The 22,274-nt window shown below is 34.6% G+C and carries 26 protein-coding genes and 2 pseudogenes; 18 read left to right on the forward strand and 10 right to left on the reverse strand.

What is annotated here, in order from left to right; all coding sequences use genetic code 11:
• Window positions 1–56: 56 nt before the first annotated feature.
• From CO726_RS10040 to CO726_RS10065, 6 genes are all read right to left on the reverse strand, one after another.
• Window positions 57–875 carry a class I SAM-dependent methyltransferase gene (locus CO726_RS10040; RefSeq protein ID WP_099684146.1) on the reverse strand — a complete coding sequence of 273 codons (819 nt, stop codon included), beginning with the start codon at window positions 873–875 and terminating at the stop codon, window positions 57–59.
• Window positions 876–949: 74 nt separating this feature from the next.
• Entirely contained in the window at window positions 950–1,852 is a 903-nt protein-coding gene (locus CO726_RS10045) for an EamA family transporter (RefSeq protein ID WP_099684147.1), read from the reverse strand.
• A 139-nt stretch (window positions 1,853–1,991) separates the two neighbouring features.
• The gene (locus CO726_RS10050) at window positions 1,992–3,434 is read right to left on the reverse strand and encodes a sensor histidine kinase (protein WP_099684148.1); all 1,443 of its coding nucleotides are present in this window, start codon (window positions 3,432–3,434) and stop codon (window positions 1,992–1,994) included.
• Window positions 3,412–4,077: a response regulator transcription factor gene (locus tag CO726_RS10055; protein ID WP_000148835.1), complete on the reverse strand. Its 666-nt coding sequence runs from the start codon at window positions 4,075–4,077 to the stop codon at window positions 3,412–3,414. The genes CO726_RS10050 and CO726_RS10055 overlap by 23 nt, the downstream gene beginning before the upstream one ends.
• Window positions 4,078–4,441: 364 nt before the next feature.
• Window positions 4,442–4,903 carry a L,D-transpeptidase gene (locus CO726_RS10060; protein ID WP_099684149.1) on the reverse strand — a complete coding sequence of 154 codons (462 nt, stop codon included), beginning with the start codon at window positions 4,901–4,903 and terminating at the stop codon, window positions 4,442–4,444.
• 30 nt (window positions 4,904–4,933) lie between these two features.
• Window positions 4,934–5,377: a DUF3978 family protein gene (locus CO726_RS10065; RefSeq protein ID WP_099684150.1), complete on the reverse strand. Its 444-nt coding sequence runs from the start codon at window positions 5,375–5,377 to the stop codon at window positions 4,934–4,936.
• A 404-nt stretch (window positions 5,378–5,781) separates the two neighbouring features.
• Between CO726_RS10065 and CO726_RS10070 the strand changes: the two genes are divergently transcribed.
• Both CO726_RS10070 and CO726_RS10075 read left to right on the forward strand, forming a co-directional pair.
• On the forward strand, window positions 5,782–6,396 hold the full coding sequence (locus CO726_RS10070) for a DedA family protein (RefSeq protein WP_099684151.1): 615 nt from the start codon (window positions 5,782–5,784) through the stop codon (window positions 6,394–6,396).
• Window positions 6,397–6,566: 170 nt separating this feature from the next.
• A pseudogene (locus CO726_RS10075) lies at window positions 6,567–7,514 on the forward strand (transposase).
• Between the two features lie 25 nt (window positions 7,515–7,539).
• Here the strand turns inward: CO726_RS10075 and CO726_RS10080 are convergent.
• Window positions 7,540–8,073 (reverse strand): annotated as a pseudogene (locus CO726_RS10080) (IS4 family transposase); the annotation flags it as partial.
• Window positions 8,074–8,294: 221 nt separating this feature from the next.
• On the opposite strand from CO726_RS10080, the gene CO726_RS10085 reads away from it, so the two are divergent.
• The 12 genes from CO726_RS10085 (at window position 8,295) to CO726_RS10140 (ending at window position 16,774) form a co-directional block, all read left to right on the forward strand.
• Complete coding sequence (locus CO726_RS10085; RefSeq protein ID WP_099684152.1) at window positions 8,295–8,612, forward strand: PadR family transcriptional regulator; 318 nt, start codon at window positions 8,295–8,297, stop codon at window positions 8,610–8,612.
• Window positions 8,605–9,192, forward strand: coding sequence for a DUF1700 domain-containing protein (locus tag CO726_RS10090; protein WP_099684153.1), 588 nt, complete (start codon window positions 8,605–8,607; stop codon window positions 9,190–9,192). Before CO726_RS10085 ends, CO726_RS10090 begins: the two co-directional genes overlap by 8 nt.
• Window positions 9,189–9,353 (forward strand): hypothetical protein, encoded by a 165-nt coding sequence (locus tag CO726_RS31735; protein ID WP_169513027.1) that lies wholly within the window; start codon window positions 9,189–9,191, stop codon window positions 9,351–9,353. The genes CO726_RS10090 and CO726_RS31735 overlap by 4 nt, the downstream gene beginning before the upstream one ends.
• A gap of 492 nt (window positions 9,354–9,845) precedes the next feature.
• A complete protein-coding gene (locus CO726_RS10095; RefSeq protein WP_000776168.1) occupies window positions 9,846–10,067 on the forward strand; it encodes a helix-turn-helix transcriptional regulator in 222 nt (73 codons plus the stop codon).
• Window positions 10,057–10,764, forward strand: a complete 708-nt coding sequence (locus tag CO726_RS10100) for a DUF3169 family protein (RefSeq protein ID WP_099684154.1) — start codon at window positions 10,057–10,059, stop codon at window positions 10,762–10,764. Before CO726_RS10095 ends, CO726_RS10100 begins: the two co-directional genes overlap by 11 nt.
• Before the next feature lie 42 nt (window positions 10,765–10,806).
• The gene (locus CO726_RS10105) at window positions 10,807–11,859 is read left to right on the forward strand and encodes a M50 family metallopeptidase (protein WP_136699518.1); all 1,053 of its coding nucleotides are present in this window, start codon (window positions 10,807–10,809) and stop codon (window positions 11,857–11,859) included.
• Between the two features lie 96 nt (window positions 11,860–11,955).
• Window positions 11,956–12,096 carry a DUF3985 family protein gene (locus tag CO726_RS10110; protein ID WP_000404783.1) on the forward strand — a complete coding sequence of 47 codons (141 nt, stop codon included), beginning with the start codon at window positions 11,956–11,958 and terminating at the stop codon, window positions 12,094–12,096.
• A gap of 218 nt (window positions 12,097–12,314) precedes the next feature.
• Window positions 12,315–13,043 (forward strand): ABC transporter ATP-binding protein, encoded by a 729-nt coding sequence (locus CO726_RS10120; RefSeq protein ID WP_099684156.1) that lies wholly within the window; start codon window positions 12,315–12,317, stop codon window positions 13,041–13,043.
• Window positions 13,040–13,858: an ABC-2 transporter permease gene (locus CO726_RS10125; protein ID WP_099684157.1), complete on the forward strand. Its 819-nt coding sequence runs from the start codon at window positions 13,040–13,042 to the stop codon at window positions 13,856–13,858. Before CO726_RS10120 ends, CO726_RS10125 begins: the two co-directional genes overlap by 4 nt.
• Window positions 13,859–13,868: 10 nt before the next feature.
• Entirely contained in the window at window positions 13,869–14,639 is a 771-nt protein-coding gene (locus CO726_RS10130; RefSeq protein ID WP_099684158.1) for an ABC transporter permease, read from the forward strand.
• Window positions 14,640–14,651: 12 nt separating this feature from the next.
• The gene (locus CO726_RS10135) at window positions 14,652–15,341 is read left to right on the forward strand and encodes a response regulator transcription factor (RefSeq protein ID WP_099684159.1); all 690 of its coding nucleotides are present in this window, start codon (window positions 14,652–14,654) and stop codon (window positions 15,339–15,341) included.
• On the forward strand, window positions 15,341–16,774 hold the full coding sequence (locus CO726_RS10140; protein ID WP_099684160.1) for a sensor histidine kinase: 1,434 nt from the start codon (window positions 15,341–15,343) through the stop codon (window positions 16,772–16,774). Before CO726_RS10135 ends, CO726_RS10140 begins: the two co-directional genes overlap by 1 nt.
• Window positions 16,775–16,863: 89 nt before the next feature.
• Here the strand turns inward: CO726_RS10140 and CO726_RS10150 are convergent, their stop codons facing one another.
• On the reverse strand, window positions 16,864–17,250 hold the full coding sequence (locus CO726_RS10150; protein ID WP_099684162.1) for a DUF3938 domain-containing protein: 387 nt from the start codon (window positions 17,248–17,250) through the stop codon (window positions 16,864–16,866).
• A 460-nt stretch (window positions 17,251–17,710) separates the two neighbouring features.
• Between CO726_RS10150 and CO726_RS10155 the strand changes: the two genes are divergently transcribed.
• Complete coding sequence (locus CO726_RS10155; RefSeq protein ID WP_098759779.1) at window positions 17,711–18,235, forward strand: GNAT family N-acetyltransferase; 525 nt, start codon at window positions 17,711–17,713, stop codon at window positions 18,233–18,235.
• Window positions 18,236–18,342: 107 nt separating this feature from the next.
• Here the strand turns inward: CO726_RS10155 and CO726_RS10160 are convergent, their stop codons facing one another.
• A complete protein-coding gene (locus CO726_RS10160) occupies window positions 18,343–19,236 on the reverse strand; it encodes a YitT family protein (protein WP_098759684.1) in 894 nt (297 codons plus the stop codon).
• Window positions 19,237–19,513: 277 nt separating this feature from the next.
• Here CO726_RS10160 and CO726_RS10165 point away from each other — a divergent pair, with 277 nt between their 5' ends.
• From CO726_RS10165 to CO726_RS10175, 3 genes are all read left to right on the forward strand, one after another.
• Window positions 19,514–19,798, forward strand: a complete 285-nt coding sequence (locus CO726_RS10165) for a hypothetical protein (protein ID WP_098583814.1) — start codon at window positions 19,514–19,516, stop codon at window positions 19,796–19,798.
• A 28-nt stretch (window positions 19,799–19,826) separates the two neighbouring features.
• Complete coding sequence (yidC, locus tag CO726_RS10170) at window positions 19,827–20,609, forward strand: membrane protein insertase YidC (RefSeq protein WP_099684163.1); 783 nt, start codon at window positions 19,827–19,829, stop codon at window positions 20,607–20,609.
• A 128-nt stretch (window positions 20,610–20,737) separates the two neighbouring features.
• Window positions 20,738–21,685 carry a hypothetical protein gene (locus tag CO726_RS10175; protein WP_099684164.1) on the forward strand — a complete coding sequence of 316 codons (948 nt, stop codon included), beginning with the start codon at window positions 20,738–20,740 and terminating at the stop codon, window positions 21,683–21,685.
• Window positions 21,686–21,923: 238 nt separating this feature from the next.
• On the opposite strand, the gene CO726_RS10180 is transcribed toward CO726_RS10175, so the two are convergent.
• The gene (locus CO726_RS10180) at window positions 21,924–22,151 is read right to left on the reverse strand and encodes a hypothetical protein (RefSeq protein WP_098759686.1); all 228 of its coding nucleotides are present in this window, start codon (window positions 22,149–22,151) and stop codon (window positions 21,924–21,926) included.
• Between the last annotated feature and the right edge of the window lie 123 nt (window positions 22,152–22,274).

The raw sequence follows: 22,274 nt of genomic DNA on the forward strand, positions 1-22,274 counted from the left end.
CAGAATTATGGTAATCTCCAACCTCAACTTATATGCGTGAGCATGCAAAAAGGATCCTATCCGTGAAGGGATCCTTTTTTGCATGCTGTCGCAATTAATGTATAGAGACCAGGTATTTTTTCTTCAATTCCTTCCGGTGCAGTAGAAGGGAAGACCCATCTTTGATGCGACCCGTGTTCTTCAACTAGTTTTTCAATTTTAAAATGTTCTCCCGCAAGTGTTGTAATAATTTCTCCTAGCGTCCAGCGACGGATCGTTGTTTTAGGTAACGATTCTTTCTGCGCTTCTGTAAGAAGGATGCTATAAGCAACATCATCTTCAATCAATTCTTCATCGAAATAATTTCCATTGGCCCGAAATGAGGGGTGGTCTACTCCTAATAATTTTGTATAAACAGGATGATAGTCACGAAGAATAAGTATCCCATCTTTTTTAAGTAAGGTAGCAATTTTTTGAAACAGTGGCTTTAAGTCTAGAAAGTAATGAAGTACACCAAGTTCTAGCAATACGATATCAAATGATTCGGAGAGAGCTACATCTAATACGTCAGAAATAATGTAGTGGATAGAGACACCTGCTGCGTCCGCAAGTTCATTTGCATATTTTGCATTACTTGCTGAAATATCAACAACGGTTACGTCAGCTCCTAAAAGAGCGAGAGCAACGGCTTTATTCCCTTTTGATCCCAGTAAATTAATGATACGTTTTCCTTTTGGAGAGTGTATGTAAGGTAAATAGTGATCTACCTCGCGCATAGGGTCTTCCATGAGCTTTTTCGCATAATCGGCTGGAGCCCCGTGGCGATTCGTCCAAGCTTCATAAGCAGCTGCATTCCAGCTTTTTTTATTACGTGTGCTTAGTTGTTTTTGATTCAATCGTATCACTCCTTTTGTGAACGTATAGTTATTCGGCAGTGGGATGGAATTTCCTTTAAATGAAAGGTCTTTTGTTATGCACTATGCACGCTACTATGTTTCTTTTCTTTCCTAGCCGTAAGGAGCTGAGGGGTGAAAATCCCAAGTAATATAAAGATAATCCCAATCCACTGCATGAATGTTACGACTTCATGCACAAGTGTAATAGAAGCGATAATGGCTGTTGGTAATTCAGCTGCTCCTAGTATTGTACCAAGTCCTGTTCCTACTTTCGGTACGCCAATTGAAAAACAAATGACAGGTACGACAACACCGAACAAACCGAGGAAGAAAGCATATTTCCAAAGACCGGCTTGCAAGGCACCGTCTGTTAAAAAGGTTGGCGGGAAGAATAGGCATACGATAAGAGTGGCACTTGTTGTCATAAGAAAACTTTTCGTATAAGGCGGAACTTCTGTAGCAACACGTCCACTTGCAAAAACATAGAATGAAAAAGAGACAGCGGCTAATAGACCAAAGATAATCCCTTTCGTGGAAAAGTTTTGTCCGAGACCTTCAAAGACACCGCCCGCAAACAATGTTCCAGTAAATAACATAATGATAGATATAACCTTCTCCCGGCTTGGAAACGTTCGGTTTGCAATTGCTTCAATAACTACACCAATCCATGTGAACTGGAAAAGCAGGACGACAGCGATAGATGCTGGTAGTTCTTCTACAGAAATAGCGTAGAAGATACCGGTCATACTCATCGTTGTGCCAACTGTTAGTAAGGAAAAGAATTGCTTTTTTGTTACTTTATGACGTGAAACGAAAAGAACGAGCAGAAGAAGACCAATCCATCCGAAGACATATTGTCCTCCTAATAGTTGATGTGCTGAAAATTCATCAATGAATCCGAGTTTGAAAATAGTTGAAAGTACGCCGTAGCTACAAGCTCCGAATAAAACGAGTAATGAGTACTTAAATTTCTCCATGAAAATCCTCCTTTTAAATAATAAAAAACGCCCGCTATCCAAATAAGGATAACGGGCGAACGAAACAGAGTAAGATACTCTACAAAATTCCGCCACTCATACGAAGTATGAATTTGGGGTATGAAATTGTAGTAGGTTTTTACATTGCTTTTGGGAATACAATAGAACATTTTACACCTTGAGGTGTGTTTTGTATCCCATAAGGAAACTGATGTTTATCTAGTATTTGTTTTACAATGTATAACCCAAGACCACTACCTTGTACTAATCCATGTTTGTCAGGGTTTGCGCGATAGAATGGCTCAAATAAATGGGCGAGTTTATCTTCATCTATTTGCGAACCTGTATTTAATACTTCTAATGCGTAACCGTTTGGCTTTTCGTAAAGCTTTATATATACATGCTGATGGTCAATTGTATAATGAATTGCATTTGAAATAATGTTAAAAATCGCCGTTTGAATAAATTTAGGATCGGCTAAAATTTGTACGTCGTGTTTAATGTTAGATTGAACATTTAATTGTTTTACAGATACAAAGTAATCCACTTTTTTCATAACATCCTCAATAATATTAGTTAATGAGATAACTTTTAAATTTGGTTTAAATTGAGGGTTTTGTATTTTGGATAATTCCGACATTTTTTCCGTTAATATGTTAATGTCTTGCATCATTTCATAGGAACGTTTTAAATATTTATCTCTATCTTTATAAGCTCCAATTCCGTGAATCATGCCATCGAGTTGTCCCATAACGGCCGCGATTGGTGTTTTTAATTCATGGGAAACCATAGACATAAATTCTTTACGAGATTGTTCTAATTGTTGTTCCTTTTTGAGTTCATTTCTTAAATCTTGATTGCTTGCATGTAAATTCTTCACTATACTTGGGACCTGTGAAGCAGCTACTTGCAAATTAAAATCTTTTTGATCTGTATTTTTGTTAAGTAGCTTTTTATCTGAGAAATCAAGATTCATAATATCTCTTAAAGCATCACTCATATATTTAAAAGGTTTAGCAATTAGTTTTGCATAAATTAAAGATCCGAGCAGAGATAATGCAAGCATTGTTGCGCCAATATGTGGAGCTAAATGCTGCAGTGCATCTGTTAATTTTGGATTATCTTGTGCATCATTTGCTTTACTTGCTGCATTTTGTTTATGTAAGGCATCATTAGTAGCGACTTGCTTTTCCATTTCTGTAAGTGGAGCAGAAGCGCTATTTTTCCCCGAAATATTTTGTGTATGTTCTTTTGCTTTTGCAGTTTGGCTAGGCTGCAAAAGGTGATTTATGGCTGTAGAGAGCGCTTTATAATTTATAATAGAAGGTTGGAAATTGGAAAGTATACCCTCTGAAACAGCCTTACTTTGATTCGTTTTACTTTGGTCGTTTTGTTTGCCTGAATCCGCTTGTTCTGTAGTCAGCGCTCCGTTTTCTTTCGCAAAACGCTCTTTATCGTAGTTTGAAGCTAGAAGATAAATAATTTGATAAAGACAAAGTGATAAAAGAATACAAAATAATAAGGTTTTGATGAAAATATTTTTGGTGATGTTGTCTTTGCTACGATTCGATTTTGTAGCCAATGCCTTTCACCGTTTTAATATAAGGAATTCCTAATTTTTTTCTTAAGTTTTTAATATGTGTATCTATAACTCTTACATCACCATAATGTTCATAGCCCCATACCTTATTCAACAAATCACTTCTTGATAATACTTTTCCCCGGTTTTGCAGTAAAGTATATAAAATTTCAAATTCTTTTGTTGTCAATTCAATTTGATTACCATGAACATAAGCGGCATATGCTGTAGAATTTAACATCAATTCATGGAATTGTAGTATAGTTGCAGCTTCTGCTTCCTTCGTTGCTGCCCTTCTTAATACAGCTTCTACACGTTTAATAAATACGGTGTAATGGAACGGTTTCGTAATATAGTCATCAATACCTAACTCAAATCCTTTAATTTCACTTTCTTCATTATGTAAGCCTGTTAACATAATGATTGGTACATCAGATTGTCCTCGCATAATTTTACAAATACTATAGCCATCTATATCTGGTAACATCACATCAAGGAGGACAAGATCGTATGAATTTTTTTGGAAAAGAAGAATGCCTTCCGTTCCAGCGCCAACGACATCAACCGTAAAGTTTTGTGCCATTAGAAATTCACGAATCAGTTCTTGTATATCTGGGTTGTCTTCAATCACCAGTATATGCGTCATAGTAACACCTCCTAAATAACGCTTTTTACTGCAATATTCGAATTCATCATTTTTCGGATGACTCGAATTGTTTATACATATAATAAGCCCCCGCTATAAAATCATCATGAAAGTAGCAAGGGGAATTGGTTAGAGAAACTGAATATTTCAGAAGTACAATAGTTCTATTATAGTATGTATTGTAAAATTTATAAAATATTATAACTGTATAATTTTAATATCTATGTTTATCAATGTTTTGATGTTGTTTAACGAAACCTATTCTTATTATATATGTAAATACAGTTGTTTTGCTACTGTAAATGAAGAAATAAAATAAGCCAAGACATAAAATTCTTGGCTACACGTAAGTCGTGTTGTTAGGTTATTTTACAGTGACAGTAGCCTGCTGGGGAATACGCTCGAATAACCAGTGTATATCATTGTTATACATACGAATACAACCTAGTGTTGTCCATTTGCCGATTGCCTGATTATTGTTAGTACCATGAATCGCATAAGTTGTTCCGTAAGTTCCCGCCATATTTAATCCAAGCCAACGGTCACCAAGTGGATTACGTGGGTCGCCGCCTTTAATTTTACCTGTATAGTAAGGACGGTTTTTAATTTTATTAACAATTTGGAAAGTACCTTTAGGTGTAGGTGTGGCTGCTTTTCCAGTAGCAACAGTAAAACTCTTTATAAATTTTCCATTTTGATAATAATCCATTTTATTTAACTGCGTGTTTACAATCAGTTGGTCTCTCGTTGTAGCTGCCTCAGCATTTGTGAATGGAATAGTTAAAAATCCTAATGATAATAGTGCGCTTAATAATAGTTTTTTCATTATATTCTCCTTTTTACTATTGTAGTAGCCTTACATACAATGAATTTGCAATCCTCGTAATACTTTATTTACATTTTCATCTAATGTTTCAAAGAAGCTAGTAATTTTGGCATTATGTTTGTTGTTTTTATCAATAAGTAATCTTTCATTTAGTAAAAGTTCACCATGTAGTCCAAAGCTTTGAACTTGAATATTTAATTCATCTTCAGTTTCAGAAATAATTGGTAAGAAGTAGTTAAAAGCTTTCGTTGGAATGATGTAACTTTTGCCAATCATGCTTTCTTGATTTGAATTAATCCATTTTTTCGTAACAATCTTAATGTTCTTTTTTGAAACGATAAAAGACAGTGTTGTAGATTTTGTTAAACTTACGTCAAATTCATTTGTTTCACATATGTGTAAATTAAAAACGGTTTCATTTTGGTGAGATTCAACATTTGTATTAATAAAATCGTGCATTTTATAAGCTTCCATTTCTTATTCACCCTTTTTTCAATTTCGAAAAGCGATTTATATTTATTCAAATTAATGTTTAGTCATATATTGGTTAAATTTTTCAACAAATTCCGATATAATCTTACAATACGTATATGAAGCTAATATGAAGTTCGTATGAGTTTGTAGTGGTTTTTTATTGAGAACAAAATAAGATGGTTTTCAAGTGCTAAAAAATGGATAAAAAATGCATATTAAGGTCCCGGTTTCTCACGGTATATATTTGTTAAGTTGTTTTAAAATGAAAGTAAATAAAGACCGTAAAAGTTTAGTGTGAGTCTTACAAAAATGTAATAAAAATGTAAGCTATTGTGATAGTTATTTCGACATTTTTTTTATACAATAATAGTAAGAAGTTGTACGTGATTGAAAGGAGAGATGACATGGAATGGATTCATGAATTATTTCAGCAGTACGGGTACTATGTTGTACTTGTTGGTTTGCTGTTAGAATATATTGCACTTCCGTTTCCGGGAGAGCCAACGTTAGCATATGCGGGATTTTTAGCACAGAAGGGCGATTTAAGTTTACCAATTTTAATTATCCTATCCTTTATTGGGACAAGTGTAGGAATGACAATTCAATACTTTTTAGGAAATAAATTAGGTATGCCCTTTATTCAAAAGTATGGGAAATACGTATTTTTAACACAAAGAAAAATCGACTTAACAAGAATGTGGTTTGATAAGTATGGATACTTCCTGATTTTTATCGGTTTCTTTATTCCTGGTGTACGTCACTTTACAGGATACTTTGCAGGAATTATTAACTTATCATTCCGCCGCTTTGCAATTACAATTTACTCAGGTGCTCTATTTTGGGTATCATTCTTCTTAATCGGTGGTTACTGGTTAGGTGGCAACTTACATGATATTTTTGGAGCGCTAGAAGGTCACATCGGTAAAATCATTTTTGGAGTGATTGTGATTGTAGCAGTTACGTTAGGAGTTCGTTTCCGCAAACAGTTAAAACGAGCATTCTTACAAAACGCCAGTTAATATGGAATCCATTCTATGTCAGAATTTAGGAAGAGGTTGTCCCAAAAGTAGCTGAATAGTTACTTTTGGGACAACCTCTTTTTTTGCATAAAACATAAAAAAGAATCGTCCAACTTTGATATAATTAAGTCACCACAACCAAATCACCAAAAGAAAGGAACGATTCTCTTATGTTTATAGATTATAACAAAAAACAACTCACTTTTCCATTAGATGTTGAGGTTCATATTCCTGAACATCATCTTTCACGTGTGGTTCATATAGCTGTAGAAGCTATGGATCTCTCTATCCTCTTATCACCCAAAAATGATGTTGAAAGTCTTATTATACGCCTACACAAAAGGAATCTATTCTTCTCGAAAAATCGAGGAACAACTCCATGAAAATATCCATTTCATGTGGATTTCTGATGAAAAAACACCAGACTTTCGTACAATCAATCGTTTTCGATCAGAGTGCATGAAAGACGTGATTTATGAAACTTTCTTCTCTCTTATCGACCTGTTGAAACAAGAAGGGCTTGTCAAACTCGAAGATTATTTTCTAGATGGAACAAAAATTGAGGCAAATGCCAATCGATATACGTTTGTGTGGAAAAAGTCTACAGAAAAATATGATAAAAAACTAGATAAGAAGTACCAAAAGATTGTCGCGACAATTGAACAAGCAAGTGAAGACGATCAGAAAGCGGAATTAGAAGAAGAACAAATGAAAAACGCCTTATTTTTTCACATGAAAGCAAACAACAAACAAGCAATGGTTATACTTCTATCAAAAGAACCTATCGCTGTACAGAATGTTTGGGCTGTCCATTTCAAGAAACATGTGCCAAAGGAAAAGAAACAAAATCTATCAGTGTCTCTATAAAAAATCAAAAACAGCGAAAAGAAGTGCGAGAACGTTTACATACAAAAGAGGGGAAAGAATTATACGGTCAACGAAAAATAGAAGTAGAACCCGTATTTGGTCATATTAAATACAATCGTTTCTTCCAACGTTTCTCCTTACGAGGCCTTTCCAAAAACAGATTGGAATGGGGTCTTATTTGTGTTGCCCATGATTTACGGAAATGGACAACAACAGCTCAATCAAAAGCGAAAAACCCCGATCATAAGTAGAAAACCAATAGGTTTTCTACTTATGATCGGGGTTTTTATCCATATAAAGGTAAAATATAAGGAATTGACCACTAAGTAAATCATATTCCAATTGGATTTTCACGCCTGCCGTATTACTACTCCCACCTGAACCTTGATAGTTAGTGGCGAAATGGTCAGGCAGTTGAAACACTGTCGCATCTAAAATACGGATACGATTGAAAGTAGAGATTATGTGTGCAGAAAGCGAGTGATTTGAACAGAGTTTTTGTGTGAGAAGAGAAGTAAAAACTTCTCGAAGAAATGCGACAGCTGCTGAATTAAAACGTTGATTCAGTCCTTCTGGACTCATAGAAATACCTGTGTTAGTTTCTAATCGACTACATGGTTGTGTCAATGAAGTATTCGCTATGTTTTGGCTTAACCAGACACACAGAGCAACTAAATCTTGTGCACGATATTTGCTTTTTCGTTGGACAAATCCTATTTCTCTAGCTAACGGTTCTAAAGCATGTGGTGACATATGCCGTTGTAATTCTTTAGAGAACAATTCTTGTTCATCAGAAATCGATAAATTCATACCAAAAACGCCATCCTTTCTGTATATTTCTACAAAAAGAATATCGTTTTTTTCGTTTTATGGATACAATTTCGTTTTTTCTTGATGAGCTGAACCACATAAATGGTTTAACTATGCTATCAAAACGCAATTAATTTTAACTATCAGTATTTAATTAATCAATATATAAGTTGACACATTATACTATGCATTATATAGTATTATTTATCAGGAGGTATATTATGAATACTCAATTGAAAAAAGGACTTTTAGAGTATTGTGTTCTTGCTGTTTTAAAGAAGCATGATTCGTATGGGTATCAGATCATAAAAGATATTTCAGAGCAAATTGAGATATCTGAATCGACTCTTTATCCCATCTTGAAAAGGCTTGAGAATAACGGGCACCTTGAAACGTATTCTAAAGAACATAATAGTAGACTGCGCAAATATTATCATCTTACAGAAAGTGGAGATTCTCAAATTAAAAATTTTCTCCAAGAATGGCATCAAGTAATGGAAGTATATAATTTTATTAAGGGAAGTGAAACAAATGAATAAAGCTTATTTTTTAGACTCTTTAGAACAAAATTTAGGAAGTCTTTCGAGAGAGGAACGATTTAAGTTTATTTCTTATTATGATGAAATCATTGAAGATTACATAGAAGATGGATACAGTGAAAAAGATGCAGTGAAAAAAGTAGGAGACCCACTGGTAGTTGCACAGAATATTTTGAAAGAACCGAGGGAAAAGAAGGTAAAAGTCCTTTCAAAAAGTGGCAAAATTTTCATTGGCTTCTTAATTATTTTAGGGTTTCCACTTTGGGGTTCTCTTTTATTAACAGGGGTACTACTTATTTTATCAGGATATATAGTAATCTGGTGTCTGCCATTTACAACAGGTACGTTTGCCGTAGCTGGATTATATGCTTCTTTAGTTAGTATTATAGGATCACCTTTTCTCTTTAAAGAGGGAACATATCTTGTTGTTACCCAATTCAGTATTGGAATTCTAGTATTAGGATTGAGTATTTTAAGTGGGATAATTACCATTGCTATAGCAAAGCAATTTTTCAAGGTTACTATTCGATTTACTCAAAAGGTTATAAGCCTATTTAAACGGACGGTGGTATATCTATGACAATAAAAGAGTTAAAAAAGAAAAGCTTAAAATTATCCATTATATTATTAATAAGTGGCGTATTCATATCTTTGATTGGTTTTGGAATGTCTGGATGGAATACTGAAAAATATAACACTAACGATTCCGAGCCTTGGTATCGTACAATTCAAATGAATTAATTGAGTAAATATATTGAGACTATAAAAATATCTAACCAATCCTTCATGAAAATGAAGGGTTTTTTGTATAATCCAAAATAGAAATACTGGAGAAGTCTGTTTATCTGCCTTATGTTATTACAGGAGTATAACCTACCTGGATTTGGAATATCTTCTCTAAATGTCGTTTTACACTAACGTTTGATTAAGAACAGTTATTCCCCAAAACGAAAAAACAAGCTAAATTCCTATAAATAACTGTAAAGAAAAATAATAAAAAAGAAAAAAAGAGAGAACAGGCCGCTGAAAATTTAGTAAGAGCATAAGAGAAAATCTTTTTTTATCCATGAGACACCTCAATTATGTAGTTCTTAAAAAATATTATATATGTTATATCTAGCATAATATAAATAATATTTTTGACATATATCTAAGTCAAAATGACAATTATAATTGACAAAAATAAGGATATTATTTACAATTCTATTTAAATAAATGAAAAAGAGGGAAGACATGAAGCTTCAAAATCGAGTGAGGGAATTGCGAGCAAAGCATCGTTTATCACAAGGGGATTTAGGGAAAGCGATTGGCTCATCACGGCAAACGATTAGTTTAATTGAGCGCGGGGATTATGCACCATCTATTGTATTGTCGTTAAAAATCGCACAAATTTTCAATGTACCGGTGGAGGAAATATTCACGTTAGTGGAGGGGGAAGAGGACGATGAAGAGTAAACGAAAAAAACAATTTGATTTTGTGGGGAAAATAGCATTAAGTATGATGGGTGGTTTTTTAACCTCTTATATAGCTTTAGATTTACTCTCGGATGAACCGAGAAAATTATCATCTAATCTATTTATAGGTGTATGTACTATTTTTGGAATCTTAATGATGTACTACACTTGGAAGAATACACGTATGTTAGCGGAGGCACGCGATGAAGAAGAGAGCGTACAAGGTAGAAAATTAGGAATTGTAATTATGTATTTACGTATAGGTGATATAGTTACACTGGCCTGGTTTGTATATGCAGTTATTGCATGTAGACGTGCACTGTTGCAGGATACAAATGTTTCATTTGCAGTGTGGAATTTAGTAGCTTCTATTGTCTGTTTAACTATTGTAGTGATTAGCGGGCTCATAACAAAAAATCGTTATAATAAGCTATATCCTGAACAAGGTGTAACATATATGGAATCTATGAAAATGTGGACGAAAAACGCAGATGAAGGATTAAAGCATATTGTGCATGAGGCTGGATATAAAGCGTATGAATTTACGAATACAATATTGGCATATGTGTGGTGGGCTGCCGTTATATATACAGCAGTTAGTGATATCAATTTCGTGTTGCTTGGTTTAATCTCGTTTATTTGGATATTACATATCGGAAAATTCATGTACGAGATGCAGAGAAAAATGATTTATTAAGGGGAGAGAAAGGTGGATATTTTAAGAAGGCCAGCTGGTTCTATGACGGCGGCGTTAGCTTTGTCCATTTTATACGGAGTAATCCGAACTGAGAAATTAGAAGTAATGTTGGATATATGGGCGTTATTTGGAATCTTTTTAGTAGTGCTAGCTATTCATGAGCTAGGCCATGTAGTATTTGGTTTAATAGGTGGTTTAAATTTTAAATTTATGACAGTAGGGCCGATTACTTTTCAAAAAGAGAAGGGGAAAATACGCATTCGAGAAAATAAATTGTGGATGTACTTTGGAGGCGTGGCGATGTTAGTGCCTCCTTCCATAGAGACACCGAATCTTTCGAAAAAGTGGGCGTGGATGACTTTAGGTGGACCGATTGTAAGTTTACTATTTGGTATTACTTCCGGTTACATATACATGGTGAGCTATTATCAATATCTTTTATATTTTTCTGTTTTACACTTTGTCATATTTGCAGCTACAATCGTACCGATCAAAGGAACGTTTTTGAGTGATGGTATGCAATTTCTCATTTTAATTAAAGATGACCAAAAGGCGAAGCAGCATTTATACAATATTCAAGTATCAAGTGAGTTATTTAGTTATAAGAGGCCGAAAGACTGGGATAAGAGATTAATAGAACTTAGTGAGGAAAAATTAAAAGAGGATAAAAGTATAAGAGATATAATGAGCGGACTTATGCTCGTTTTTTATGCCAGAGCCGATCAAGAAGGAATGGGAAGCGCGATACCATATATAGAACCAATTGTTCAACTACCTGTAACGAAGGAAAATAAATATTTCGTTAGTAGTTTTCATAGTTGGTATCTTTTATATAAAGCTCTTTATGAGATGGATAGTCTTTCTCTGCAAGAAGCAAAGCAACATGGGAAGGCCATTACAAAAATAGACTTACATGGGTATTATCGTACACAAGGAATTATTAAATATTTAGAGGGCGATATGGAAGCTTCCAACGTTTATATGAGGAAAGCGGATAAAGAATTGAAGAGCGCTGAGAATAGTGAAATGGGATATTTACAATTAGAGAGAGAATGGTTTGAGCAGCTGAAAGAGAGGGTATCTTACGATGGGTGAGGTATCCTCTCTTTTCTATGTCGCCTTATGCCGTTCCATAAAAAGTGTGAGGCGAGTAAAATAAGATAAGAAGAGCAAAGCTTGGAGGAATTCTAGATGGAAATTTTAACGATTATTTTAATAGTCTTGCTCATTTATGCTGTTTTTAAAGTAGCATATGTAGCATTAAAGATACTCGCGATCTTATTAGTTATCTTTTTAATCGTAGAGTTCGGCAGTAAATTGCTTGGGGGATAGGGTATGTTGTGCGCTTTGAGTGTCGAAGCGTTAATATAATGAAAAAATCGCTGATATAAGTGGAGAAATCGTCGATATATTTGAAGAATCGTTGATATATTTAAGTGAATACGAAGTGGGGTATGTGAGAAAGAAGTTACCGTTGGGGTAACTTCTTTTTATTTGTTTATAAATTGTTTATTTTTACCTTCTATTCTTGTAGTAAGGAGGCGGTAAAGATGAAAAAAGCGGTTTTAGAAGTAAGAGATGTGACGAAGAGGGTGAAGGGGAGAATGTTGCTAAGTCATATGTCTTTTTCTGTTTATAAAAATGAGATTTGTGGTTTTGTTGGGCCGAATGGTTCTGGGAAGACAACTCTTATTCGAACGATTATGGGGTTAATTCGACCAAATGAAGGAGAAATATTAGTTAATGGTATTAGCGTACAAAAAAATCGGAAAGAAGCTCTTCAGCATGTAGGCGCAATTGTAGAAGCTCCAATTTTCTTCCCTTATATGTCAGGACGAAAAAATTTGCGGAATCTAGGTAGGATTACGTTACGTACTGGTGGAGAAGTTCTTGAAAAAAAGGTGCAGCAAGTATTAGAAATCGTTGGTTTAGAAAATCGTGCTGACGATAAAGTTGGTACGTATTCGTTAGGGATGAAGCAGCGTTTAGGGATTGCACAGGCGCTTCTTGGGGATCCAGATTTTATCATTTTGGATGAACCGTCTAATGGATTGGATCCAGTTGGAATTAAGCAACTTCGTAAAATTGTACTCGACTTACAGCGTGAGAAGGGAATTACTTTCTTCATTTCTAGTCATTTAATTCGTGAACTGGAGCTTATGTGTGATTCATGGGTCATGATTCGCGCAGGATCACTAATATGGCGGGGAACGACGGAAGAATTGCAAGGAAGGAATAAAGCATTAGAAGATATTTTCGTGGAGATGATGAGCTCATGATGATGTTAGTACGCTCGGAATGGGAGCGGCTTTGGGCGAAGAAAGTAACATGGCTTTGTTTTTTGATGATACCGGTGATGTTACTTGGGGCTGCGAAGTACTATTTGAAACATAATCAAGAAGTAGAAAGAATCGCTGTTGATTATACATATGCGAATTCATTCCCAATACTGGCATTATCTGAAATGCTTATGAGTATATGTAACCTTGTTTTACTCGTTTTGATTGTTCTTGTGTTTGCTCAAGAGTATCATAGCGGTCAAATTCGGATGGTAATTCAAAGATCATACACGTATTCGGAAGTTCTTATTGCAAAAATAATTACGATATTAACAGTAAGTTTGTTATTTATAGGTACCTATTTTATTTGTAGTTATTGTATTGGCTATATTTTCTTTGAGCATGAACCGAACATCTTGTTGTTTTATCATACAGAAAAAATGAATGCACTTGGCGTTTTCCTATATTGTATTTCTTATTATGGAATTGCTTATCTTACTTTAATAGCGATGGTTAGTATGCTAATTATGCTGTCGGTTATAAGTAAATCGACAACAAGTGCAACCCTTCTTGGTATGGGATTCATTATATTTTCTTTTGGATACCCAGCGATGGCGTTACTGATAAGAAAATCACAAGCTTTTCTTTATATTAATTATTCTTCTTTAATTAAACTGCAACATGAAGGAATTGCTATATCTTTATCTGGTAGTTCATGGATGATTCTTTTTGGGGCTGTAATTTTACTTATATACATTGTTGTTTGCAATGCTGTAACAGTTTATTGGATAGGAAAAAAAGATAATTTTGTGTGAGGTGTGAAGAATGAGACAAATACTTATAAGTGAATTTGAACGGATTTTTGATAGAAAGAAGACGAAAGTATTAATTGTTATTTTTGGGCTGTTACTTATTTTACACAGTGTATGGGTGCATACTTTTGGAGTTGCTATTTACGATGCAAAGGGGACGGAAGCAATCTTAAGTAATTTGAACTTCCCTGTCGCAGTTACAAGAGAATGGTATTTTACGCTATTCTTATTGATTTTCCCAATCTTATTTATTGATAGTTTTAATAGCGAAATTTCATCTGGTGCGTATCGGCTTATTATGATTCGTCCAGTAAGTAGGTTTGAATTATTATTGGCGAAATGGATTACTCAAATGAGTATTGTAAGTTTATTTTTGTTACTGGCTTTTATTGAGGGTTATATATATGGAACATTTTTCGTAAGGCACGCAGAGAAGACATTCTTTTTAGATAAACAAGTCATTTATGGTACGGGTGTCTCTATTTTATATACTGTAAAATATTATTTAATACTATGGTTTATCGCAAGTGCTTTAACGATGTTGAGTAGTTTTGTAAGCCTTTGGTTTCAAAACGCTATTATTACGTATTTTGTAATAGTTGGTTTACTAGTAGCAAGTTTATATGTGAATGAAGAAGTAAGTTATTTTGTAATGGGAAGCGAATCAATTCTAAGAATATTAAGTGAGGGGAAAGTAACATTTTACCTAATAAATGGTACAATTTTAGGAGGATGCGCAATAGCGGCTATGTTTAGTTGGTGTAAAAAAGATGTGTTTAATTAGGAGGGACTTACCGTGGCGGACAAAATATTAGTTGTAGACGATGAACCAGATATTCTTACATTTATTGAAGATAGTCTTGTCATGGAAGGGTATGAAGTAAAAAGTGCATTAAGTGGTGAAGAGGCTTTGGAAAAATTAGATAGCAGCGTTAATCTCATTATTTTAGATGTTATGTTGCCAGATATGAATGGGTTTAAAGTGTGCGAGAAGATGAGAGAATCTTATGCATGCCCAATCTTATTTTTAAGTGCTGATAGTAGTGAACGGTCTCGAATAGAAGGCTTATTGATTGGTGGAGACGATTATATTAGTAAGCCGTTTAGTTTAAAAGAGTTGAAAGCGAGAATTGTTGCCAATTTGCGTCGTACAACAGAATTGCAAACGATGGGGCAAAAGAATTTTCTACGCTATGGCGATTTAGTAATAGATTTGCAGAGTTATGAAATACTGTTAGGTAAAGAAAGAATTCACTTTACAAAAAAGGAGTATGAAGTCGTGAAAATGTTAGCACTTCATGCTGGCCAAGTTTTGACGAAAGAGCAGCTGTTTGAAAAGATTTGGGGATATGATAGTGAAAGTGATGTTTCTACTGTAGTTGAGCATATAAAGAAAATTAGAACAAAGCTTAGTGTATATGATAGAGAATATACATATATTCAAACGGTGTGGGGAATTGGATATAAGTGGAGTGTACAGGACTGATGCAAAAGTTACGGATTAAACAACAGCTAGTAATTGGCTTCTTAATAGTTTTACTTGGTAGTTTAATACTGACGGTTTTAACAGCTGGTATTGGTTGGTATTGGCTAACGAAAAATGGGAAAGTATTTCCTGCAAATTATTATGAGCAGAAAATTCCTATGATAAAAGAATACGTAAAAGATAAAGGTGCATTATTGTTAAATGAGAAAGAGCGAAATGAACTAGAGAAAATTGTCCCTAAAGAGGGAATTAACTATCAAATTGTTAATAGGCAAGGAGACATTTCTTATGGTACATATAACAAGAAATTAATAACAAATGAGAGACCAATTTGGAGTGTTATTAATACGAATATTTATGAGGAAGATGATGATACTGAAGTTACGACATATTTGCCTTTAGTAGATAGGAATGGAGATTTACAAGGAGCGATAGGGTTTAATTATCATCTGACACTATCTACAGCTTCGGCAGTCGATTCCTTTTTTGTAATCTTATTTTTAGCTTCACCCTTTATATACATTACCATTTTATCCTACATCGTCTCAAACCGAATGGGAAAAAGAATAAAGAAACCACTCGCTGAATTATCAGGGGCATCAAAAAGAATTCAAGAGAAGGATCTAAACTTTCATTTAGAATACAATGCGAAAAATGAAATTGGTGAATTAGTCGGTTCGTTTGAAAATATGCGCGCAGCATTAGCTACTAGCTTGTCACGACAATGGGAATTAGAAGAAGAGAGAAGAGAGTACATTAGAGCTATTTCTCATGATTTGAAAACGCCATTAACGATTGTGCAAGGTCATACAGAAGGTTTGCAAAGTGGCTTATGGAAAAATGAGGACTTGTTACATCGGTATTTACAAACGATTGAACGAAATACAAACAGAATGACAAAACTTCTTGAGGAGTTCCAAACAGTAAATGAATTAGAAAGTTTCGCGTTTCAATTGCGTTTAAATAAAGTACATATAAATCCATTCTTTCTTAAAAAATTAGAAGAGTATGAATGTATAGCTAGGAAAAAAGAGATTGAGTGGGACGTCACTTTTGAAAATAATGAGGATGTACAGAGTTTAGTATTTGACCAAGAGCGAATCAGTCAAGTAATGGATAATATCGTAATGAATGCAGTTCGGTTTACGCCGGTGTCAGGGGAAATTTTCGTTAAAGTATGTGCTTGGCATGAAACAATAGAATTCCATGTATACGATTCAGGACCTGGTTTTCAAGAAGGAGATTTGAAAAAAGTATTACAACGTTTTTATCAGGGAGATCAGTCACGTTCAGGAAGCAAGGAACATTTTGGACTCGGGTTATATATTGCTAAGACAATTGTTGAGAAGCATGGTGGTAAAATTCAGGTAGAAAATAGCGAGGTGCGAGGTGGGGCACATGTTTCGTTTCGAATTCCGAGCAGGGGTATGTAGGAAAGAAGTTGCCGTGAGGGTAGCTTCTTTTTATTGTGATGACGGAGTATGCAAAACAACATAAAAAAGCTGGAAGAATATCTTCCAGCTTAAGAGTTACTTTCAATTTGGCGACCGCTATCTTCTTCATTGTCTTGTAATAGGTTGAATACATCTGCTAGGCAGAATGCAATGAACCAAGTCCATAGACCGTGGAAGAAAGCTGAGCTTAATTGAAGTGGTAATGTATAGTTAGTCATTGAGTATGAAATACATCCACCAACGATTCCAATCATTGTTAATAACATTGTTTTTTGCGCATTTTCTTCTGGATTAAAGAGGAAGAAAATGTATCCGCCTAAAATTGAAGCGCTTACAAGTGTTTCGATTCCATTAAAAATGATATTCTCTCCAAGCTGAGTGTTTGTCCAGAAGCAGATTGTTCCGCCGATAATAGCAAACAGGACAGCTATTGTATATCGTACATATTGATTCATATGTTCATCTCCCTATGTAATAAGATGATTTGGAAGGCAAAAAGGTAGGTATAGTATATTGAAGTGAATTTTAATTGTACGTATCTTTTTATAAAAAGATCATTGAAGAGTAACTAAGATGATCGGTTGTTTAAACCGTTACGTGTATGGTGTCTGAAATATACCCGACTGCTCGTTTCTTTTTGCTTGTAAAATAAGAGAAACTTCCAAGTCTATATACTCTTTTTTTGTGAGTCTGTTTTTATTATAACACATTTAGCGACATAATAATAGAATTATCTGATTTTGTAACAAGTGTAAAAAATAAAAATCGCGAGGAAATACCAGTAACGGTGCAGTTTAGCGGAAGAAGGATTTTAATGTATTATGATGAAATATGTAATCAAGGTGAGATCTAAGAAGGAGGCTTAAATGCTATAAAAAATGTTTTATAGCATGAATGGAAGGGAGGAGAGCTAACTTGGAATTCACAACAGAAAGATTAATAATTAGACCTTTTAAGAGTACTGATTTACAGGATGTATTTGCTATTTATAATAGTGATGATACATGTAAGTTCCTATTACATAATAAGTGGACTCATGAAGACATGCAGGAAAGATTTAATAAGAAGCTAGCAAACAATGTACTTACTAAAGAATCAATATTAAGTTTGGCAGTTATATACAAAACTAAAGTAGTCGGTGATTTATCTGTATGGTACACAAATATGAAAGACACTGTTGAGATTGGTTATAGTTTTTCAAGTGAAGTAGCTGGGAGAGGTTTGGCAACAGAAGCAGTAAGTAATTTGGTATTTAAATTATTTCATGAATGTAATGTACATCGTATACAAGCTAATCTTGATGCACGTAATACAGCTTCACAAAAATTGTGTGAACGAATAGGCATGAGAAAGGAAGCCCATTTCATACAAGATTTTTGGAATAAAGATGAATGGACAGATAGTATTGTATATGGAATGCTATCCTCCGATTTGAAGTAATAAACTTAGTGATTGTATTATGCTAAAGGGTACGTGAGTTGAATAACAAAGGGCATAACATATTGTATGTGACTAATATGTTATGCCCTTTAATGTATTGATCTTTTTTATATACGTTTGAAACGGCCGACAATTTCAACTGTTTCAGTAATGTTCATAAATGCTTTGTTATCCACTTGACGGATAATACGTTTCATTTCGCCTAACTCATAGCGAGTCACGACAGTGTAAATCATTTTTTTCTTATGGTTTGTATAGCCGCCGACAGCATCTACCATTGTCACCCCGCGTATGCCGTGATGTAGTAGGGCGCTTTTTATTTCCTCGCCTTTTTCTGTAACTGTCATTATCGTTAATTTAATATGTTTCGTATGCACGGCATCAATTACTTTACTAACTACAAACCGGCTAATTAACGTATAAAGTGTAATATCCCATCCGAAAATAAATCCTGCTGCAACAAGTAAGATTAAGTTGAATCCAAAGATGATTGCTCCAATTGAAATATCTCGATGTTTCGCTACAATCAATCCAACAACATCAAAACCACCTGTTGAAGAAGCAAATCGGAATATGATTCCGGAAGCTGCTCCGCAGATTACACCACCGAATACAGAAGATAGTAAAATATCGTCTGAAACTTGGTGTACAGGGATAATGTTCATCGCTAACGATGATACAGCTACAAAGTACGCTGTTAAAAAGGTTGTCTTCTTGCCTAAGTAAAAGTGACTTAAAATAAGAAGAGGAATGTTTAGTAAAAAGATAAGTGCACCGATATTGTAGTGCATTACATAACCGATAATCATCCCTACACCAGCGAATCCACCGCTAATCATGTTATGCGGGATAAAGAACATATTCATAGAAATTGCATACAAAATAGAAGCTGCGAAAATAACAACCAACTGTATGATAAATTCTAAGTGAAATGTTTTAGCTGCTGGGAAGGATAAAAAGGCGGTGTCGGGAACGTAATCGGCGTCTCCTAGTTGACCCATAGTATGTTTCATCTCCATATTCATTTTTGATTACAAGAAGAGAATAAAGGTTTTTTCAAAAACTGGCAATAGTTTTATTATAATGCAAAAATTTTCTAAATTTCTAATAAATCAAGTCTATTCATTGATGTGTGTGAATATACTAAAGAAAGCGAATACAATGTTTCTTAATTATTGTTTTCTTGAGAAAATATGCAAAATACTTTTTTTGACGATAAAAGGAAATAGAGAATGTTTGCCGAATGTGCTAAAATGACCTTATTAAGGATGTGAAGCGATGGAATTTTTATTGCAGGATGCAATTCTATATATATCGTTTGTAACAACGGCACTTTGTTTATTAGAAGTTTTCTTTCTCGCTAACGTTTCTCGTTTTGTGCGTCAGCAAGCATCGAGCGGTAGACAGAGAGCATTTGCGTTAGTTGATACATGTGAAGATAGTGCAGGAAATGTACCGCTATTTTCAATTTTTTATAAATATGGAATGATTCGTTCTGTACGCAGACAAGAATCAAGTGAAGAGAATGACGAGGTCGGTCCGTATCCACCAATGTTTCGCTAAATAATTACGAAACATTGGAGGAATGAACATGTTAAAATCATACCGAGCTGTGCTCGTTAGTTTATCATTATTACTTGTTTTTGTTTTATCTGGTTGCAGTAATGCAGCCCCAATTGATGCACATAGTACGGGAATTTGGGATCATTATTTCGTATATCCAATCTCGTTCATGATTCAATTTGTTGCTCATCATATACCGGGAGCTAGCTTCGGGATTGCTATCATTATTATGACGCTCGTTATTCGTTCAGCTATGATTCCATTAGCAGTTTCGCAATATCGTAGCCAAGCAAAAATGAAAAAAATGCAACCTGAATTGCAGAAGCTAAAGAAAAAATACGGTGATGTAAGTAAAGATCTTGAAAAACAAAAGCAATATCAAAAGGAAATGTCAGAACTAATGAAATCAGGCGGTTGGAATCCACTAGCTGGTTGCTGGCCAATCTTTATACAAATGCCAATTTTCTCTGCTTTGTATTATGCGATTAGCCGAACAGAAGAGATTCGCACATCTTCATTTTTATGGGTGAACTTAGGACATGCAGATCCTTATCATATATTACCGATTATGGCAGCGCTAACGACATTTATTCAGATGAAAGTTTTCCAATCTAATATTACACCTGGAGAACAAGTACAGATGCTGAAAATACAGCAAATTATGATGCCGGCAATGATTTTATTTATGGGATTTGCGGCGCCATCAGGACTTGTGTTGTACTGGATAACGGGTAATTTATTTACAATGACACAAACAATTGTATTAAGAAAAATAATGGAACGTGAAGAATTACAATTACAAAAAGCTTAGAACAACGCCGCTCGGGATGAGCGGTGTTTTTTGTTAAGTCGTTAAGGAAATTTTAAGAAACCAATATTACTATAGGCTTTGTATACGAAAGTGTACATGCTTTAGAACTATGAAGGAGGAAATTTCCTATGAAGAAGAAAACAGTTGGGTATTTAGCGATTGCAGGTGCTTTATCATTCGGAATCATTGGAGGAGTTGGTATTCCGGCATTCGCGGCAACGAATAATCCAGCAGCTGAGCAACCTACAAAAACGGCGAAAAAAGATTTAGATGACGCTACAAAACAAAAAATAAAAACGATTATGAACGATACAAAGAAACAGTTGGAGGAGCTAGGTGTAAAGCTTCCAAAAAAAGAAAAACGTAAAGATATGTTTGCAGGATTAGATGATCAGGCGAAAGAAAAAGCGAAGTCTATTTTAGAGCAAGAGAAATCTGGGAAACTAACACGTGAGCAAGCAAAAGAAGAATTAACGAAATTAGGCGTGAAAATGCCAGAGAAGGGTAAACATGGAGGCATGTTTGCAAACTTAGATGAAGCAACAAAGGAAAAAGTGAAATCAATTTTAGAGCAAGAGAAATCTGGAAAATTAACACGTGAACAAGCGCGAGAGGAATTAACAAAGTTAGGCGTGAAAATGCCAGAGAAGGGTAAACATGGGGACATGTTTGCTAACTTAGACGAAGCGACAAAAGAAAAAGTGAAATCAATTTTAGAACAAGAGAAATCTGGGAAATTAACACGTGAGCAAGCAAAAGAAGAATTAACGAAACTAGGCGTGAAAATGCCAGAAAAGGGTAAGCATAAAGACATGCTTGCTGACTTAGATGATCAGGCAAAGGAAAAAGCAAAGTCTATTTTTGAACAAGAAAAATTCGGAAAATTAACACATGAACAAGCAAAAGAAGAATTAACAAAACTAGGTGTGAAACTTCCGGAGAAAGAGAAACATGAAGACATCTTTGCGGGATTAGATGAGGCAACAAAAACAAAAGCAAAAGCGATTTTAGACAATGAAAAGAAACAATTAGAGGCATTGAATGTTGATCTTTCGCACCATAAAGTGAAACTGTAATCAGTGGTGCATTTCCACTGATTATTAGTTGAACCAATCGGGCTTTTACGGGCAGTTAATCTTCCAACTTCATCCCTGTATTCGCTGGATTTTAAGGTGGAAGTTTTACTGCCCGTTAATGCGGGGTAAATTTTTTATGAAAAAAGAAGATAAATAATTGAACTATGTCGTATCTTTCGTGTGGGCAACCGGAAGGTACGTGCGAGGACCGATTTCTATAAGTAGAAATCGGTCCATTTTAATGATTCAATAAAATTCTTTTCATTGTTAGTATATATCCAAAGACGCAGTAGAAGATTGCAAAACCGATAAACACTTCCGTATATTGATATTTACCTAATACGTAGAAGGAAACAGCTGGTATAATAGCTACCGCTAAAATGCTATAACCAGGATACTTGTGCCGATACATGATAGCGAATAGAACAGAAAGAAACGTAGCGATGATACAAAAAACAGCAATCATTATTGGTGCACCTCCTATATGGATTATACCATTTTTAGGGAATTAGAGAAGCGTTGTAAATTCTGTTATAATATAAGAAGAGAAATATTTCGTATGTTATATAAAAAAATATATTGATTTTTT

Source organism: Bacillus fungorum, from assembly GCF_002746455.1.
In the GTDB taxonomy this organism is placed as follows: domain Bacteria; phylum Bacillota; class Bacilli; order Bacillales; family Bacillaceae_G; genus Bacillus_A; species Bacillus_A fungorum.